Genomic DNA, 17478 nt, shown 5'->3' with positions numbered 1-17478 from the left:
CCCTGATTGAACCTAAATGAATGGCAAAATCTTCAAAAATTGTAGCACATAAGGGTTAAAGACTGCTTAAATGCCTTTAGAGAGAATTTTTTATTAGGGATAGGACATAGGGAGACATTTTTGTTACAAGCTAAACCACTGGAAGGCAGCAAGGAGAGGAAATTCAATACCGTGTCTTTCTTCCCTGTCATTAGACCTCTTGCATAAATCGGAATTTCCGATGCCTGATTGAATAAAAGTTACAGCCATATTCAGCTTTAGAAAAAAGATCATTTGAAGAGGCTAAAAACCGCTAAGATGGGTGGGAACCTGTTGCACCTCTTTGTCTAGAATAAATGTATCGCCAATCTGAATTCGTTTCTCAGAAGACAAACATATCTCACGGAGCGGTACCTTCCTTCTCAGAAATCACCTAAAGAACACTATCGGTAGAAAATGAGCGAACCGTTAGTTCTAAGCGTTCTAAGCACTTCTGCTTATTGTAATTATGGGATGCTCTCCTGTACAATTACGGTAGCAGTATGTGTACAGATGAAGTTGAATCGTGGGTTGGGCAGGACGAGGCTTAACCGTGGTCTCCCCAAGGTCTTCAGTCCTTTTTTCTGATTTTACCTTGCCCACTTTAACAGAATTACATACACTACCAAGCAATGTTGCCAAACTAATCACCTTGAGATCAGGGGGTAGCAACTTCATCATGACAAATACTTCTCCACAATCTTGGACTTGTACAGGACATTCAGGTAAAACACACGATGAAATCGAGAATTGGGGAGATACCTGCTCTTTCCCTGGATGTCCAATGGTTCGTGGGCAAGACGGAAAAGCAACTTTACCCCAGAAACCAACACCTACTATACCAGTCAACCCTATCATAATAGGGGCAGCATTATTATTGTTAAGCGCATTGGGTGTGGGTGTAGTTTTTTTAAAAGATATAATTACTGGTGGTGGGGGATCTAACCCTATCCCTACCCCTAGTATTTCATCTCCAACCCCTAGCATTTCTCCTTCCTCTACTCCAACTAGCTTTGACCCCACTTGGATCAGTGCTGGTGAGCGCACCTTAAATAGAACACAAGCCAATCCCTTTCGAGATCGAGGCGTAGAAGCATTTATAGCAGGGAATTTTGCTGAGGCAGTTACTCAGTTCGAGAAAGCAGTTTTAGGAAATCGCAACGATCCAGAAGTACAAATTTACCTCAACAATGCCAAAGCACGTCTTAAAGGCTCTCCTTTAGTTGTGGCAACTGTCGTTCCTATCGATAATCGATTGAATATTGCCCAAGATATGTTACGCGGAATGGCTGATGCTCAAACTCGCTTTAACGACGCAGGAGGAGCAGGGGGGCGTTTAGTCGAGATAATGATCGCTAATGATGGTAATGAACCGGCAAGAGCGCAAATGATTGCTCAAAATCTGGCTAATAACCCGAATGTCTTAGGAGTGATTGGGCATAACTCTAGCAAAGCAAGTCAAGCAGCCCTTCCTGAATACGAAAAGGTAGGACTAGCCATGATTTCACCAACCAGTACCAGTGATTATCTATCGGGTAATGTTTTCTTGAGAACGGTGCCTTCAGACGGAGAGAGCGTAAAAATACTAGCAGAGTACGCTAAAAATAAACTGTCGGTTCAAAAGATAGCAGTTTTCTACGATCCCAATAGCCCATTTAGCAAGAACTTATTTGAGGTTTTTGAAAACGCCTTTAAGCAATTAGGAGGTGAAGTCTACACGGCGATCGATCTAACTCGACAAAATTTAGATGTTAAGCAAGAAATACAATCCCTTCGCAATCAAGTCACTGCGATCATCTTGTTTCCAGACCCTAGTAACATTTCCAATGCTATTTCTCTCGCCCAAGCTAATGCTCAAGTCCCTGGAACGAAGTTTCAGCTTTTGGGAGGAAATTCACTGTATGGTTCTGATATCCTCACAAGTGGGGGAAATGCTATAGAGGGTCTAATCATAGCGGTTCCTTGGGTTGCCAATAATCAACCCTATGCCCAAGCTGCATATCAGCGTTGGGGTGGAGCTATTAACTGGCGAACAGCAAGTAGTTTTGATGCGACTATCGCACTGCTTAAAGCCTTGTCTGAAAATCCGACTCGCGCTAGTGTCTTACAAGACTTAAAAGCAACTAATCTACCAGCTTCAGAAACCTCTGGACAGCAGCTTCAATTTAATGCTCAAGGAGAACGACAAGAAGAATCAATGTTAGTCAAAGTCACCAAAGGGGCTCCTAATCGTCCTCCAAATGTTGATTACGGATTTCAATTAATTCAATAACAAATGATTTTACACACTCCTCAACCTGTTTGGCGTTATCCCTATTTTCAAATCCCAGCCATTTTGACAGGATTGTTTCTGATTCTTGCTTTATTAACTAGCTCTCTTAAATGGTTTCCTCCAAGTGTATCAGTACAAATAATGCTCGATCTGAGTTCAAGCACCTATCAATCAACGAATATTTTTCGAGGAACAGGAACAATTATGGCTGCAGAAATCGAAGCGGTTAAAGAGTACGCTCGCCAAAATGCTAGAGCAGAAAACCCTATTCTGCTATCTTTGTATGGGTTTGCCGATCAAGTAATTCCTATTACCCAAAACTTCTCTAATAACCCCAGAGAAATCGAGCAGTCTTTAGATCGAGTCGTGCAACCTAGTATAGCTTCTCTGATTGGAGGTGGAACGAACTTAAATATAGCTGTAGAAAAAGGACTAGAATCGCTCAAACTCCAAGTTGGAAGATGCAAAGAAATGTTAATTATTACCGACGGTCAGACTGAATTGGAGGAAAACTTGATTTCTCAAACTGTCAATAATGATGTTCGGCTTAATTTTCTGATTATAGGGCAAAACATTCCCACCAATTTAGCAGATATTTCCTCAAAAACTGGCGGTATTGCTTTACTTGCTAACGTTTCTAATATCCAAAAGTTAGTCAGCGAAGATTTTCGTAAAAAATTTAGTTCTAATTCCAAGCAAGTCAATTTTTTTCTGGGAGCAGCTTTCATTTCCTTGATGTGGATGTTGGTACTACCTCTAGATCGATTTCTGCAAAACTATAGAAAAATGCCTTTTGATTGGACGGGAAGAATTGCCTTATGCAATGCCCTATTTTGGACAGTTTTTATCCTTTTGAGGATAGGCTTTCCTTTCTGGAGTGAATGTTAGAGTTACCAACTTTTATTAATGACGGAGAACATTATGTATAGCGTTACCCAAACAGATAGAAAAGATATTGTTCCTACTTTAGTTATTGGAGTAGGGGGAACCGGATTAGAAGTAATTTTGCGAGTTCGTCGTTTAATTACTGAATCCTATGGCAGTTTAAAAAATTTTCCCATTGTTGAATTTTTATATATTGATACTGATTCGGGTTATAAACCTTCAAATCCTCTGATGATTGGTCCTCCTTTAGAAGAAGGAGAAAAATACTATTCAAAAGTTACGCTTCCACAAGTTCAAACAATTGTCCAAGATCCCAGTGGATGGGACTGGTATCATGAGTGGCTGCCTCCTGAACTCATAAGTAATCCCCAGTTATTAGCCTCGCAAGAAGGTGCTGGGCAGATTCGAGCTTGTGGGCGCTTTTCCTTCTTTTTTAATCGTGACAAGATTGGAGCCGCTTGTCAAAGACTAAAAAAAGAGATTCGCAAAAGTGAACATATATCATTCATGCAAGAAAACTATCAATTAAAAGTTAAGTCTGAACTAAATGTTTTTGTAGCTTGTTCAATTGCTGGAGGAACAGGCAGTGGAATGTTAATCGATCTGGGATATTCTCTGCAAAACTGGTTATTTGGTAGAAAAGAAAAAGAACAAGGAGAAAAAGGAGACCTGACAGCAATTATTTGCACTCCTGATGCTTTTAGTAATGTCAATTCTAATGACAAAGTTCACTGTAACGGTTATGCTGCTTTAGCAGAATTAAACTATTTTTCTGATCGAGGCGACGATCCAAAAACCAGATTTAGTGTTCGTTACGCACCAAATGAAGGTTCTCGTATTGAAAACGATCAAGCTCCCTATGATTATACTTATCTGATAGGTTCAACTAATGGATCTGGCGTGAATCTGAGCTTAGATCAAGTCAGAGAAGTGATGGCTCAAAACATCTTTTTAGATTTAGTTTCAGATTTTTCACCTTATAAACGCTCAATTCGAGATAATATCAAACGAGCAGCTTCGGGGAGCAACGATAAACCTCCAATTGGACGTAGCTATCCTCGTAATTTCATGAGTTTTGGTTTAGCCAGCATTGAAGTTCCTATTCATCATATTCGCTCCTATCTAGCTTCTCGACTAGCAACTGATTTATACAAGTGGTGGCAAAATTCTGAAATTAAATTGCCAGCACAACCTGAAACAGTGATTACTTCGCAATTGCGAGAAATTAATCTTTTAAGAGATGAACTTCGTAAAGCAATTTTACGCGCTAAAGATCAATCTTTTCCTTATCAAGCAGTTGTACAAACTTGGCTTAGTCAATTACGTCAAGACATCATTACTAATAACCAATTGCAATGTTCCCAGGAAGGAATTGTTGGTTTCTTTTCTAAGGAAAAAGGTAAGATTGTTAACTTTATTGATCAATATCTCCGTCCTCAAGTTGAGGATTACAAGCGCCATTTTGATGATTCATCACCCGATGCAAGGACTCATGGTGATTACTTGCGCGTGATGTATGATAATCAAGCAATGGTAATTAAAAAAGCCGAAACTGAACTTCGAGAACAAATATACGCCAACTTAGCAGATCGTAATTTAGGACCCAAATTTGTTCAGCTAAAAATTGAGGAAATTAAGCGCAGCTTTGATGCTGATATTGAAAGACTTTCCAAAGAAGCAGAGAAGAATTGGCTAGTCATCGAGGAAGAGGCTCGTAAGCAGTATGAGGCTAGTTTATCTCGAATGAACGAATTGAGAGATCGTTGGGGATTGCAAAAAGAATCGCAAATGAATAAAGAATGTGACGATATTTTAAAATACTTAGGACAGAATTTAAATGCTTTCTTGGAAAGAAAATCAAGAATTTTAGCAGTTGAAGTTCTCCGTCGCATGAAAGAATATATTAATCAACTCGAAAGACAGTTTAATAAATGGCAAACTCGGATCGAACGGTTAAAAATTGAATCTGACACTCAAGCTAAAAATTTTATGAACCAAGCAGATGCTTTAGAAATTGTTGGAATTAAATTGTTTAAACGTCAGGAACTCAACGAATGGTACGAAGATTTTCTCGCTAACGTAGTCAATACAAACGAGATAAACCTCAAGGTTGCGGCGCAAAAAGGTTTAAATGTATTGTGCGAAAGATTGACAGAAATAGTTCTGGCAAACAGCAGTTCTTTATGGGTAGAAGATAGACCTGCTAACGCTTATTTCCGTCTTTTTGATATTGAGAAAATTAAAGACATTCAATATCCTGATTTTTCTCAAATTGTTTATCAGCAGACGCAGACTACTATCAAAAATGCTGGGAATAATACAAGGCTTGTCCAAAATATGGATGCTTGTACTTACTTTATGCAAGATTATCCCGACGAATTAGAGCAGAAAGCCAAGATTCAGGAGTTGTTTGAACAATCGAAACCTCTAGTAAGATTAGACCAAAATATTCCTCAAAACTCTGGATTTGACTATATTAATTTTGCAAAAGCTGGTTTGCTAGGAGGTGATAATCCCCAAGAGCCAGGAGCAAGAAAACAAGCTGATATTTTAAGGATATATTTTAATGAGCAGCAAGCGATCGCACCCCTGACAGAAAAAGAACGCCACAAAATTTTAGCCATTCATGAAGTGGGAGGATTTTCCCTGCGGTGTATTCAAGGAATGGATAAAATGCGCGAGTCATATCAACTCTGGCGAGGGCAACGTATTGAAGCCGAACGAAAAAGACTACGAGGGCAAAGGGCTGATCTTCCTCCTTCGGTTCATATTCAAAAGGATCTCGTTTTTTGGGACTTTATCCCCCCCGACTCTCAAATAGAAGAATTAGTAGTAATTTATCGAGCTTTAGAAATTTTGCTCGATGAGATTAACCAGAGTAACAATCAGCGTGTTATTCGTTACACAATAGAAGTTCACGGAGAACAAGAAAAAGTGACCCTGGCTGCTAATTGGGAAGATGCAGTTCAGGTTTTACAACTTCCTGATTGTCGCAATGATAAAGAGGAATTAAAACGCCAACTTGATGAATTAATCTATGCAGCGGAAACACCAGCCCAAAAGCAGCAAATCCAAGAAAAATTAGAATCATATCTTCAAAAACGGTTGTCTGATTTTCGCAGACAGGGAGCAGAAGATAATCCCAGATATTTACGAGAAAGAAATATTATTCGTGAATTCAGTACCGCTAATCGATTGAAACCCTCTCCTTCTTCTGATGCTCAATCGCCTACTAAAACTGAACGTCAACAAGAGAGTACCTCTTCATCTAATCCAGTTCTAGGTTTTGAGATTGACTCTGGCTACGAAAAATACGAACAATATCTCGCTCAACTATGGAATCTCAAAGTACCTCTGGACGCATTTATCAGTGCCGCTCGCTCCAAAGCTTCTGAATTACAGCTAGATGGGCAAAAAGCAGAGGCTATCTGGAATAAGTTTATCAACCCATCTCCGCCTCCTCTCACTCCTCAAGAAGTCGAATATGAAAAATATCTCGGTGACTTATCAAATCTGAATGTTCCCCCAGAGGCTTTTATGAGTTCTGCGGAAGCCAAAGCATCTGCTTTAGGGTTGGATTCACAAAAAGCAGATGCCATCCGAAATAGGTTTTTGAGCTAACCCTTGTTTTACTCAGATTATTGCATCAGACTGCTTAAATGCCCTTAGGGAGAATTTTTTATTGGGGTTGGGGGGTGAGGGTTAGGGAAGTGGAGTGTGGGGTGTGGGGTGTCGGGAAAGAAACCTCTTTCATCTGTGATGGTAAAAATTTTTTTATCGGGGCTGCCCCCTGACTCCTGAATACTGACTCCTGATAGCTGACGGCTGAGATTTTAACAAAACCTTAAGATGAGACAGAAAATTTTCTGTCATATCATAAAATAAACTTAACCTAGCCAAGAAGCACGTTGGAATAGAATGTGATTATAATTCAGGCTGAGTACATAGTCTGTTTGTATCCATATTCCATTCAATCCATCAAATAAGGTGTGAGGATTGACCCCATGTCAAAACTATTCAAGAACTTAGTAAAGGTAACTCCTTTAGTATTAGGTGCTTCTGTGGCGGCTGCTGGCGGTGCAGTGGCTCAAACCATGCCCAGTACGCCTCAACTTAAAATTGATCCAGCGGCGCCACAACAACTCGATCGCATTCAGCGCGCCCAAAATAGTCAGCAGATTAATAGGAGTGTTGATCAGGGTTCCATGTCCCAGGTGACTAGCGTTAACCAACTGCGGGACGTATCTCCCACCGCTTGGGCTTATGAGGCATTAAGAAGCCTTGTGGAGCGTTATGGTTGTATTGTAGGTTATCCTGACCGGACTTTCAAGGGCGCTCAAGCTTTGACTCGTTGGGAGTTTGCCGTCGGTTTAAATGCTTGTCTCAATAGTATGGAAAAATTGCTGCAAGAGGGAATTAAAATTACCCAAGCGGATTTAGAAACAATCAAAAAACTTGCCCAAGATTTCCGGACAGAATTAGCCACTTTAGGCACAAGAATTGATAACTTAGAACAGAGAACAGCTTTTATCGAAGATCATAGTTTTTCAATCACGACAAAACTGCAAGGGGAAGTTATTTTTGCTCTCAGTAATGCTTGGTCGGATGATTTTGCTGTCGATAGTAATTTTCCCAATTTATCACCGAGTCAACAGGAGAGTTTAAGAAATCGTCCCATCGGTAATCAAACTACTTTTAGTGATCGAGTTAGACTAAATTTAAATACCAGTTTGACTGGCAAAGATTTACTGCGAATGCGTCTGCAAGCTAGTAGTATTCCGAATTTAGCTAGGGCAACAGGTAGCGATATGGCGCGTCTTTCTTTTGATGCGGGTTCTCTCTACGATAATAACAATATTGCTCTTGACGACTTATATTATATTAGCAATATTGATCGAGTTAAAGTCTGGATGGGAGCAAGAGGATTAGACCTTGATGATGTTTTTGATGTGGTTAATCCTTTCCTAGAAAGTAGTGCTACAGGTGCTTTATCTCGTTTTAATCGTCGTAATCCTTTGGTTTATCGCGGTCCAGAAGGGGCGGGTTTAGGAGTGAGATATAATTTTTCATCTCAGTTAGCGGTGACAGCTTTGTATTTAGCAGAACAAGATACTGTCAGTAATCCTAATTCTGGTAATGGTTTGTTTAATGGTAATTACAGTACAGGGCTACAATTTAATGTTAAACCTGTTCCTAACTTACATTTTGCTGTCACCTATCTTCACGCTTATTTTACTCAAGGTTCGGTGAATTTATCGGGAAGTACAGGCAGTCCTATTACCCGCGATCCGTTTAACAATTTAGGGGCTGCTACCCGTGATAGTGTCGGTTTACAAAGTCATTGGAATATTAATGATACTTTTAGCTTAGGTGGTTGGATAGGTTACGCTAAAGCTTACGCTCAAGGGATAGATTCTTCGGCGGATTTATGGACATGGCAAGGCAATTTTTCTATTAGAGATTTTGTTAAAGAAGGGGCAACTTTTACCATTGCTGGTGGACAGTTACCCAGGGTCAGTTATGTGGAGGGGTTTACAGCAGATCGAGATACTTCTCACATTTTAGAAGTGGAATATTCCTATCCCATTAGTCGCTATATTTTGCTAACTCCGGGGTTTTACGTTATTTTTGACCCTAATAATTTTAGTGAAAATGGTAATATCTGGGTGGGGGTAATTCGGACAACTTTTCGGTTTTAAACACTGTCATCCTCAAATTTATAACCGACACCGACCACAGTTTTGATAAAGATAGGATTAGCAGGATCGGGTTCTACTTTTTTGCGTAAGCGTCGGATATGGGTATCTACTACCCTTTCATCGCCAAAAAAATCATTTCCCCAGAGATTATCGATTAATTGGGTGCGACTCCAGACGCGATTGGGATAACTGACAAAGGTAGCGAGTAGATTAAATTCTAAGGTGGTTAAATCGAGGGTTTCCTCTGGCATTCCCTCCAATTTACGAACAGCAGAATGTTGATCTAAGTCGATAATAAAATGACGGCTGCGATGGAGTTGTTGGGGTTGACTATCGTGTCTTAAACTACGTCTTAATAATGCCCTTACCCGCGCGGTTAATTCCCGGGGACTAAAGGGTTTGACCATATAATCGTCGGCTCCCGTAGATAGACCGATAATGCGATCAATTTCTTCTCCCCTAGCGGTTAACATTAAGATATAGGGGTCTTTTGTCCCCGGTTTTTGGCGGATTCTAGCACACAATTCTAGTCCGTCTAATTCCGGTAACATTAAATCTAAAATCACTAATTCTGGTTGCTTTTGATAAAATAGTTCTAGTCCTACCCTACCATTATAAGCCAGATGACAAGTAAAGGACTCCCGCTCTAAAGTTTGCTGAATCAAATGGGCGATTTCAATTTCATCTTCGATAATAACGATATCCATAAGTAAGTAGTTATAATTTAATTGAAGATAGATTTTGCCTTTGATCCCCCCAGCCCCCCTTAATAAGGGTGGTGCAGATGCCCCCTTAATAAGGGGGCATGGGGGCATCTGACAATTTTTAAAACCTACCTACTTAGGCATATTTTAACATATTAGTCATTCATTTCTCGCTCAAGGTTGAACATTGAAATAATTGTAATTTTTGCTCATTTTTTGGGGGGAGAGTTGGCAACTCTCCCGACTTTGGTGGACTGGGGACTTTTCAAGGTAAAGGGACAAACTGCTCACCGGAGGGAGTTGATCGCACTTGAATTAAGACCGGCTGACCAATGCGATCGCCAGTATTAGGATCAAAGCTAATTTTTCCGGTGGCCTCTGTTCGATGAAAATTGCCAGAACGCAGCCTGAATTGTAGGCCATGACGCTGAGGATTTTCCCTTAAACCGGCAATAATCACCCGTGTAGCGTCAAAACTGGTGACTGTGCGCCAACTAACCGGACTGCGCCACTGTTCCTGCATAAGATTGGCAAAAGTCTGGTTAAGCGATGGGTGCCAGGGTACGGCAACGGTTAAACCTTGGACGTTTTTGCCGCCATCTTCGAGGATGCGAATATTGTAGAAGGTGGGACTACTAAACAGAGGTAAACGCTGACGATTGAAGCGAATAACCTCAAAAACGGGATCGAGACGATCAACATGAGCGACGACAAATAGGCCGTTAGCACCCCCAGAAATCGCCTGATTAAGGGCTTGATCGGCCTTAAAATTGGGGACACTTAGATCACAGACAATCGGCACAATTTGACCGCCTTTTTTCGCCACATTAGCCATCAACTCATCTTTAAAGGAAACATTATCAGGAGCTTGAGAATCGTAGCAAAAAGCAATTTTCTGGACTTTAGCAGTATTTACTATGTAATTTGCTAATTTTTCCGTAATGTTGCTCTTAGAAGCCACCAGACGAAAGATATAATTTCCCGCACTGGAGAGATTATTGGCCGGGGAGGTGGAAGAAATCATCAGCAAACCGCCTTTTTCGTAGATAGGAGCGGCACTGGCATCGGGGGCATTATGACCGATAACAGCGATAATATCGGGATTTTTGACTAATTCACTGGCTACCTCTTTCGATATCTGCGGCTGATTATCGTCATTAACCACGATAACCATCAGTTTTCTGCCGTTGATCCCTCCCTGTTGATTGATCTGGGTTTGTGCGCTGGCGACTCCTCGCAATATTTCCTGAGCGACGTTGGGATTAGTTGTTGCTGGCACAACAACGGCGATTTTAAAGGGATTTGAGCCAGTTTGCAGGTTGCTGAGATAAATTACGCTTTCGGGATCGTTGGGACGTTGAGCGAGGGATTTTTGCAGGAGTTGCTCTGCTTCTTGGTGATCACCTTGAGCAATGGCAGCGATCGCTGATTCTTTGGCGGTGTTAGAATTAGTTTTGATCAGGAGATGATTGCCGTAACTGATGCTGGGATTATTATCGGCTTTTGGGGCAAATATTGCCAATATTTGCGGAAAAAGAAACCAACCGATCAATCCCAGTAAAACCTAGGAAATTGGCGGTAAACCCGCTTTTTTGCTGGTCTTTGTCATCGCTTTACTCCTTAACTTTGCTGATTGAATTCAGCTAAACAGCGGTTAATTTCGTCATCAAGGCTTAAGAAATCGATTTATTGAGCTAATTTCTCGCTATGGTTCTCGCTTAATTCACTATAAGCGTTTTCTTTTCGATAACGGTCGTTAATCGCTCCATTGGCATCCTCAAAGCGATCGCGGGAGTTATTGAGGTTGAGACTACTATCAAATTCGTTTATTTTGCCTAAAGCCTCATTCATGGAACTAAGCGCTTTTAAGTTGCTCATTTCTAATTTATAATGCTCGATTTTTTCCTGCTCTTGGCGAAGTTTTTCCTTAGCAGCAATGACCACTTTTTCGGCATTATCGACACGATCTTTCATGGCGGGTAGAATTTTTTCTAGGGAGATAACCTTAACCATAGCTTGTCTTGCCGCTTCTTGAAGTCCTTTTTTTTGAGCGGTGACAGCTAGGCTTGACAAAAGGTTCTCAGCACAGCCATCATATAGGGAGCATCTCACCTTTGCAATGAGCATAAATACTTAGTGGAAAAATAGGCTTTTCGAGGGTAATTCTTGTTTTAATTCTCCATGTACGCAGTCTTTAAAAGCCTCTATTTCGTTCCAAGACACGATTAAGAGTGGCTTTTAGGCTAAGTATAATTACTTATCGCGTAAGTGAGATGCTCCCCATCATATAGTTATTATCCATGCCCGCCCGTTTACTTTTTTGTGCCAGACTATGTCGGTAAGTCGATCGGGTTAATCCGTTCAAAAACCCGACAAAAAGTATCATCAGAAGGAATGCCATTAGGTAATTCTAAAAACTCAGATAACCAAGGCTGCTTACTGAGTCCACAATTTTCGATGTCTTCCCAACCTTCGGCTCCGGCTATAACTGCTAAAATAGCAATGACTAAAATATCGGTTAATAAATGTTTTTGGGTTCGGGACACTCTTGAAGATAAGTCAATAAACTAGCTTGAATTTCATTGATTGATGTTAAAGGAAGCTCAGGTTTTAGTTGAGCTTTATTTCCAGTGGGGAGAACGGGGGCAAAACCTTTACCCATGAGCTATTTCCTGATTAATTTTCATCAACAACAGTGAGACTAAGGCTAATGATAAATTATACAGAGGTAGCAGCGACTAAGTCTGGGTACTGGCAGCGCGGGACGGTGCTACAGCGAGTTCCACACCCTATTTAGAAATCTTTGTCAAGTACAATTTATACCAAATTAGATGAGCTTACCTTGGTATAATTTGCTACATTTTTAGATGCGCTTACCCTGACAGTTAACCGAACACAAAAGGATAAAACCTTGTTTCTGGTTAACCGGATTTCCTCATTGCTTATTTCCCAATACAAAAACGGCTAAAAATGCGATCAAGTACCGATTCAGTCACTTCTTCGCCGGTAATTTCTCCTAAAGCTTGAATGGCAGTACGCAGATCGATCGACCAAAAATCAAAAGGCAAATTTTCGTCAATTGTTTTTTTTACCTGTTGCAAAGCAATTTTCGCCCTAGTTAAAGCGGCCGCCTGTCGTTGATTAATGGCTAAATCCAAATTAGCCGCCTGTATTTCTTGATTTTGGACAGTATTAATAATAGTTTTTTCTAAGTCTTCAATACCCTGATTTTGGGCGGCGGAAAGCTTGACAACTCGCTCAATTTCTGCTGGATAAATTACCGTTTCGGGATGAGCTAAATCAATTTTATTAATCACTAAAATTAATCGGCGATCGCTGACAGAGCGGTAAATTTCCTCGTCTTCCTCGGTCCATCCTGACTCTGCGGAGACGGTTAAGAGAACTAAATCAGCAGACCGGGCCGTTTGGCGGGAACGTTCCACCCCAATTTGTTCGACTCGATCGCTGGCCGAGCGAATTCCTGCCGTATCGAGGACTTGTACGGGGATTCCCGCCACAACTAGCTGAGATTCGACGATATCGCGGGTAGTGCCGGGTAAATCGGTGACAATCGCTCGATCGCTCCGACTCCAAGCATTTAACAAACTGGATTTCCCCACATTCGGCCGTCCCACGATCGCCACTTTCAGACCACTACGCAGCAATTCCCCGCGCTCGGCAGTAGCTAAAATTAAATTTACTTGACAAAAAACCTGTTCTATGCTATGGAGAACCGCCTCATGATCCAAGGGCGGTAAATCCTCTTCAAAGTCAATACGGGCCTCAATTTCAGCCAAAATATCGAGACAGGTGGCACGCAAATGCCGAATCGGTTGCGCGAGTTTTCCCTGTAAACCAGCGAGGGCAAATTGTGCCGCTTGGGGAGAACGCGCCCCAACGAGATCGACGACGCTTTCGGCTTGAGTTAGGTCAATTCTGCCGTTAAGAAAGGCACGCAGGCTAAATTCCCCCGCTTGGGCCAAACGCGCCCCATTTTCTAGACATAACTGTAACACCTGTTGTACGGGCATAATGCCGCCATGACAGTGAAATTCCACCACATCCTCGCGGGTGAAAGAGCGGGGAGCCAACATGAGCAGCAGCAAAGCTTCATCGATAATTGCTTGACTTTGGGGATGCCGGATATAACCGTAGAGAAGACGATGACTTTCCCAGGGTTGACGATTGCGGGTATGGAACAGCCGACGAGCGATCGCCACTGCCTGACTACCGGATAAACGGACAATACCGATGCTACCCTGTTCTGGAACGATCGCCGTAGCGATGGCGGCGATCGTATCCCCTGTGTTTAACATCTCTTAATCACTCCTTGCTAAAATTGAAGTTGGTATCAATTTTGTCAGCATTTATGCCCGAAAATATGCGCTCACGGTCATTAAAAGCGAAAAATAAAGAAAATAGCCTAATTAATCGTCTGACGCGCTCCTGTCGCTACTGGTGGGTTCGCTTGGTGCGATTGCAGGGACATCCGATCGAAATCGCTCGCGGGTTAGCGGTGGGGGTGTTTTCTGGGGCTTTTCCTTGGATGGGATTACAGATCATTATTGCGATTTTTTTAGCTTTCTGTGTGCGGGGCAATAAAATTGCGGCAGCGGCAGCCACTTGGGTGAGTAATCCTTTTACCTATATTCCCCTGTTTTTGTTTAATTATAAATTGGGAGAATTATTTTTAGGTCAAGGAAATCAAGCGATCGATAGTCGTATTTTTGCCTCTAACCAAAGTTGGGCGGAAAATTGGGCAAGTTTGAGCGGTGAATTTTTATTAACGCTATTTTTTGGTAGTTTGATTACAGGTCTGTTGGCGAGCATTATCACTTATTTTGTTAGTTATCGTCTCCTCAGTCAATGGCATCACCGGCGACAAACAAGGAGAAAACGCTGATAAATTGTCACCGTTCGGGGGGGACAAAATCTGGTAATCTAAGAGGCATCGATGAGAAGCACCTACGGTAATCCCATAATAAGTCTAAACTGTTATTTGAATGATTGAATGAATACTATGATTGTGTTGTATTCAGCAAGTCTTCATCAATGATCAATTATAGTCCATCCCATAATCCCATCAATCACAGTTAAGACGATGGATGTGACTGTCGCATCATTTGTAAATTATTACGAATCATTTGTGTATTGAGATGCTCTTTACTTAATGTATTGCCATACAATACTTTTGTCATTTAATCAGTAGGAAGCAGATCTGAAATTATATTTAAAAAATCTCTCACTTTTGCAATAAAAGGAAGAACTTGTAATTCATCAAAATCTGCAAAGTCTGTATAATCTGCTTCGAGACGGTATTCAAACAATTCGTTATAAACTGCACCAAAGTCTTTTGAAATAATTTCGCTACGGATGTAGTTTTTGTTGAAGAGACTACGGACACCTGTATGTTTTGGAGATGAGAGATTATCATAAGCAAGTAAAGCCGTAACAGCATAAAAGCAACTATAGTACAGACGATTGATACAACTATTCCATCTTGCACCATCAGCAAGAGAACAAGCATCTTGATAAGCTTCCTCTGCACGATTTAAACGATACCTAATTAGTTGATCGTGAGGGGAATTTTTACTCATAGCATAATAGCTTCTTTGTTAACTGATTGCCAGAAAGGAGTAGTTTGTAATAAGGGATGTTCCCATTGATTTTTGCTGCGAACAATGGTACAAATAACTTCTTCTGTTTCCCATTCGATTTCATAAATTTGACGACGGATTTGAGATGTGCGAGTAGGGTTAGTGATCCCATCAACTAATACTAATATATCCCAATCAGAGTCTGGTTGAGCATCGTTTCGCGCCCGTGAACCATAAAGAAATATTTGCGCTTGTGGTTCGATCGCTTGTACTGCTTGTTTAATTTTATTGAGTAATAGTTGTTTGTCCATGATTTTTTATGACCTTTTTGTACTGCAAAACAATATTAACAATATAGTCCATCCCATAATCCCATAATAAGTCTAAACTGTTATTTGATTGAATGAATACTATGATTGTGTTGTATTCAGCAAGTCTTCATCAATGATCAATTATAGTCCATCCCATAATCCCATAATAAGTCCAAACTATGATTGAAATGATTGAATGAATACTATGATTGTGTTGTATTCAGCAAGTCTTCATCAATGATCAATTATAGTCCATCCCATAATCCCATAAATCACAGTTAAGACGATGGATATTGCTGTTGTCGCATCATTTGTAAACTTTTCCCGAATCTTAACAGTAGTAGAGTGATTTTTCCTAATAGTCGTTGACTCCATTTTATAGTAGTTCTATTGTTTAAAAAAGAATAATAAAACCTTCTTGGGTAAAGTGCTTGTCATGGGTAAGCACTTCAAAAATATCCATTTGTTGCATAATTATCATTGATATGCAGTCTGTAATACTATAACCTTTGTCTGACCGTTGTTTATATAATTCAAAACCTAATTGACGTAATTCTGGTGTATAGGAAATAACTTGTATTGTTTTTTCCCGTAGCATTTGCGTACACATTAAGAGTGCTTTCTGTCTCATAATAGTTCCTCTACATGAAGCATAGTTCAGTATCTCATCAATAATGCCATCCGTTGTTATTAGTTGATCATTGATACAATTATGAGCATAGTTGAGTGCGATTTGATGCCAGTCATCTTTGGGGTTGAGTAAAGCGATCCAATAAAAGGTGTCGGCAAAAATTTGCTTCATGGTTAATGTTTAGGAGTACCGTAGATGTAATGATCATGTTGCTCTGCACTATCGGTTGGTAAGGTATCTAAAACTTCTTGAGGAATATCAGCAGTGAGTTCTTCGATAAATCGCGCGAAAGGTTTAGATTGTTCTTGCGATCGATGATGTTTGATTTTGGCTAACAATAAAAAGTCAAAAACTTCTTCTATTACCTCATCGGATACTGTTTCAATTTCATGAATTAGTTGTTCTTTAATGGTCATAATTTTACCTTTGTAAGTTCTTCAACTATAGCCTATATCAGTTATCAGTGATTAATTCAATTATAGTCCATCCCATAATCCCATCAATCACAGTTAAGACGATGGATGTTGCTGTTGTCGCAGCGTTTGTAAGTTTTCCCGAATCTTAACAGTAGTAGGATGATTCTCCCCTAATAGTCGTTTTCTCAATTCTAAAGCTTGTATTAAGAGTGGTTCAGTTTCTTCGTATCTTCCTTGAGAGTGGTAGAGTTTTGCTAAATTATTAAGATTTTTAGTGATATTGGGATAGTTATCGCCTTCAAAAATTTCTGGACAGTATTTTTTTTGATTTGCCAGAAATTCCTGTGAGGTAACTTCAGTAAAATATTGGTGGATAATATTGCGAAATTCTTTAGGATCTAGCATGGTTAATTTTCTCCTTCTATTTAATTAACTCTTCATACTCATCATGAGAACCAATCCAAAACCAGTAATAATCTTCACCTTTTTTCAATGCTAAAGCTCTATAATTCTCAGTTATTCGGACTGACCAAACATTTTTCCCTACTTTCTTGAAATGTAATGATCGATGGAAAACATTACTAATCCAGAGACGATAGGCTTTTTTTGCCTGTTGCTTAATGTAGGGAGATAAGTTGGCATAACATTGCCAAAAATCAGGAGTTGTTAAGGATTTCATCTAAAGGCTTAACTTGATTGTTACTGATATCATTGTTGACTTTTTGTAATAGTCGATCGAGTTTCCCTGATTCGAGATCGTTTTTTATCTGTTTGTCCCAACTATCATCAAGATAGTCTTGTAACCAAGCTGATAATTGATGGATTTCTTCGTCAGGCAACTGGAGAATCGCGGATTCAATATCTTTGAGTGTAGTCATGATTGTTTGGTTGATTGAAGGTGATTGTATTATTTTATATTGTTGTATTATCGGATGGGTTAATAAC

Annotated in this window: 16 protein-coding genes and 1 pseudogene; 5 read left to right on the top strand and 12 right to left on the bottom strand. The window is 40.3% G+C overall.

Annotation, left to right across the window (positions count from 1 at the left end; all coding sequences use genetic code 11):
• The first annotated feature begins 697 nt into the window (after positions 1-697).
• The 4 genes from B5D77_RS07325 to B5D77_RS07310 all read left to right on the top strand — a co-directional run bounded on the left by B5D77_RS07325 (position 698) and on the right by B5D77_RS07310 (position 8874).
• Entirely contained in the window at positions 698-2290 is a 1593-nt protein-coding gene (locus B5D77_RS07325; RefSeq protein WP_106908556.1) for an ABC transporter substrate-binding protein, read from the top strand.
• 204 nt (positions 2291-2494) lie between these two features.
• The gene (locus B5D77_RS07320) at positions 2495-3178 is read left to right on the top strand and encodes a VWA domain-containing protein (protein ID WP_253860430.1); all 684 of its coding nucleotides are present in this window, start codon (positions 2495-2497) and stop codon (positions 3176-3178) included.
• An 18-nt stretch (positions 3179-3196) separates the two neighbouring features.
• Positions 3197-6796, top strand: a complete 3600-nt coding sequence (locus B5D77_RS07315; RefSeq protein ID WP_106908554.1) for a tubulin-like doman-containing protein — start codon at positions 3197-3199, stop codon at positions 6794-6796.
• Between the two features lie 383 nt (positions 6797-7179).
• On the top strand, positions 7180-8874 hold the full coding sequence (locus B5D77_RS07310; protein WP_106908553.1) for an iron uptake porin: 1695 nt from the start codon (positions 7180-7182) through the stop codon (positions 8872-8874).
• Here B5D77_RS07310 and B5D77_RS07305 read toward each other — a convergent pair.
• The 5 genes and pseudogenes from B5D77_RS07305 to mnmE all read right to left on the bottom strand — a co-directional run bounded on the left by B5D77_RS07305 (position 8871) and on the right by mnmE (position 13894).
• On the bottom strand, positions 8871-9581 hold the full coding sequence (locus B5D77_RS07305) for a response regulator transcription factor (protein ID WP_106909972.1): 711 nt from the start codon (positions 9579-9581) through the stop codon (positions 8871-8873). The two genes, B5D77_RS07310 and B5D77_RS07305, sit on opposite strands and share 4 nt — an antisense overlap.
• Before the next feature lie 262 nt (positions 9582-9843).
• Positions 9844-11100, bottom strand: coding sequence for an ABC transporter substrate-binding protein (locus B5D77_RS07300; RefSeq protein WP_232306108.1), 1257 nt, complete (start codon positions 11098-11100; stop codon positions 9844-9846).
• 164 nt (positions 11101-11264) lie between these two features.
• Positions 11265-11651 carry a PspA/IM30 family protein gene (locus B5D77_RS07295; RefSeq protein ID WP_253257662.1) on the bottom strand — a complete coding sequence of 129 codons (387 nt, stop codon included), beginning with the start codon at positions 11649-11651 and terminating at the stop codon, positions 11265-11267.
• Positions 11652-11917: 266 nt separating this feature from the next.
• A pseudogene (locus B5D77_RS27030) lies at positions 11918-12240 on the bottom strand (transposase family protein); the annotation flags it as partial.
• Positions 12241-12520: 280 nt separating this feature from the next.
• On the bottom strand, positions 12521-13894 hold the full coding sequence (mnmE, locus tag B5D77_RS07285; RefSeq protein ID WP_106908552.1) for a tRNA uridine-5-carboxymethylaminomethyl(34) synthesis GTPase MnmE: 1374 nt from the start codon (positions 13892-13894) through the stop codon (positions 12521-12523).
• A gap of 53 nt (positions 13895-13947) precedes the next feature.
• Between mnmE and B5D77_RS07280 the strand changes: the two genes are divergently transcribed.
• Positions 13948-14481, top strand: coding sequence for a DUF2062 domain-containing protein (locus tag B5D77_RS07280; RefSeq protein ID WP_008197338.1), 534 nt, complete (start codon positions 13948-13950; stop codon positions 14479-14481).
• A gap of 295 nt (positions 14482-14776) precedes the next feature.
• Here B5D77_RS07280 and B5D77_RS07275 read toward each other — a convergent pair whose 3' ends face one another.
• The 7 genes from B5D77_RS07275 to B5D77_RS07245 all read right to left on the bottom strand — a co-directional run bounded on the left by B5D77_RS07275 (position 14777) and on the right by B5D77_RS07245 (position 17411).
• Entirely contained in the window at positions 14777-15175 is a 399-nt protein-coding gene (locus B5D77_RS07275) for a HEPN domain-containing protein (protein WP_002736237.1), read from the bottom strand.
• Positions 15172-15486: a nucleotidyltransferase domain-containing protein gene (locus B5D77_RS07270; RefSeq protein WP_002737075.1), complete on the bottom strand. Its 315-nt coding sequence runs from the start codon at positions 15484-15486 to the stop codon at positions 15172-15174. Before B5D77_RS07270 ends, B5D77_RS07275 begins: the two co-directional genes overlap by 4 nt.
• 394 nt (positions 15487-15880) lie before the next feature.
• Positions 15881-16288, bottom strand: coding sequence for a type II toxin-antitoxin system VapC family toxin (locus B5D77_RS07265; protein ID WP_008197333.1), 408 nt, complete (start codon positions 16286-16288; stop codon positions 15881-15883).
• Between the two features lie 2 nt (positions 16289-16290).
• Positions 16291-16533, bottom strand: a complete 243-nt coding sequence (locus B5D77_RS07260; protein ID WP_002735297.1) for a hypothetical protein — start codon at positions 16531-16533, stop codon at positions 16291-16293.
• Positions 16534-16626: 93 nt separating this feature from the next.
• Positions 16627-16938 carry a tetratricopeptide repeat protein gene (locus B5D77_RS07255; RefSeq protein WP_106908551.1) on the bottom strand — a complete coding sequence of 104 codons (312 nt, stop codon included), beginning with the start codon at positions 16936-16938 and terminating at the stop codon, positions 16627-16629.
• 16 nt (positions 16939-16954) lie between these two features.
• Complete coding sequence (locus B5D77_RS07250) at positions 16955-17212, bottom strand: hypothetical protein (protein ID WP_069475699.1); 258 nt, start codon at positions 17210-17212, stop codon at positions 16955-16957.
• Positions 17190-17411, bottom strand: a complete 222-nt coding sequence (locus B5D77_RS07245) for a hypothetical protein (RefSeq protein WP_002736659.1) — start codon at positions 17409-17411, stop codon at positions 17190-17192. Before B5D77_RS07245 ends, B5D77_RS07250 begins: the two co-directional genes overlap by 23 nt.
• Positions 17412-17478 lie beyond the last annotated feature (67 nt).

Origin of the sequence: Microcystis sp. MC19 (genome assembly GCF_003019735.1) — a bacterium.
GTDB lineage: Bacteria > Cyanobacteriota > Cyanobacteriia > Cyanobacteriales > Microcystaceae > Microcystis.
The sequence above is the reverse complement of the archived record's forward strand: the minus strand, read 5'-3'. Positions and strand labels throughout refer to the sequence as shown.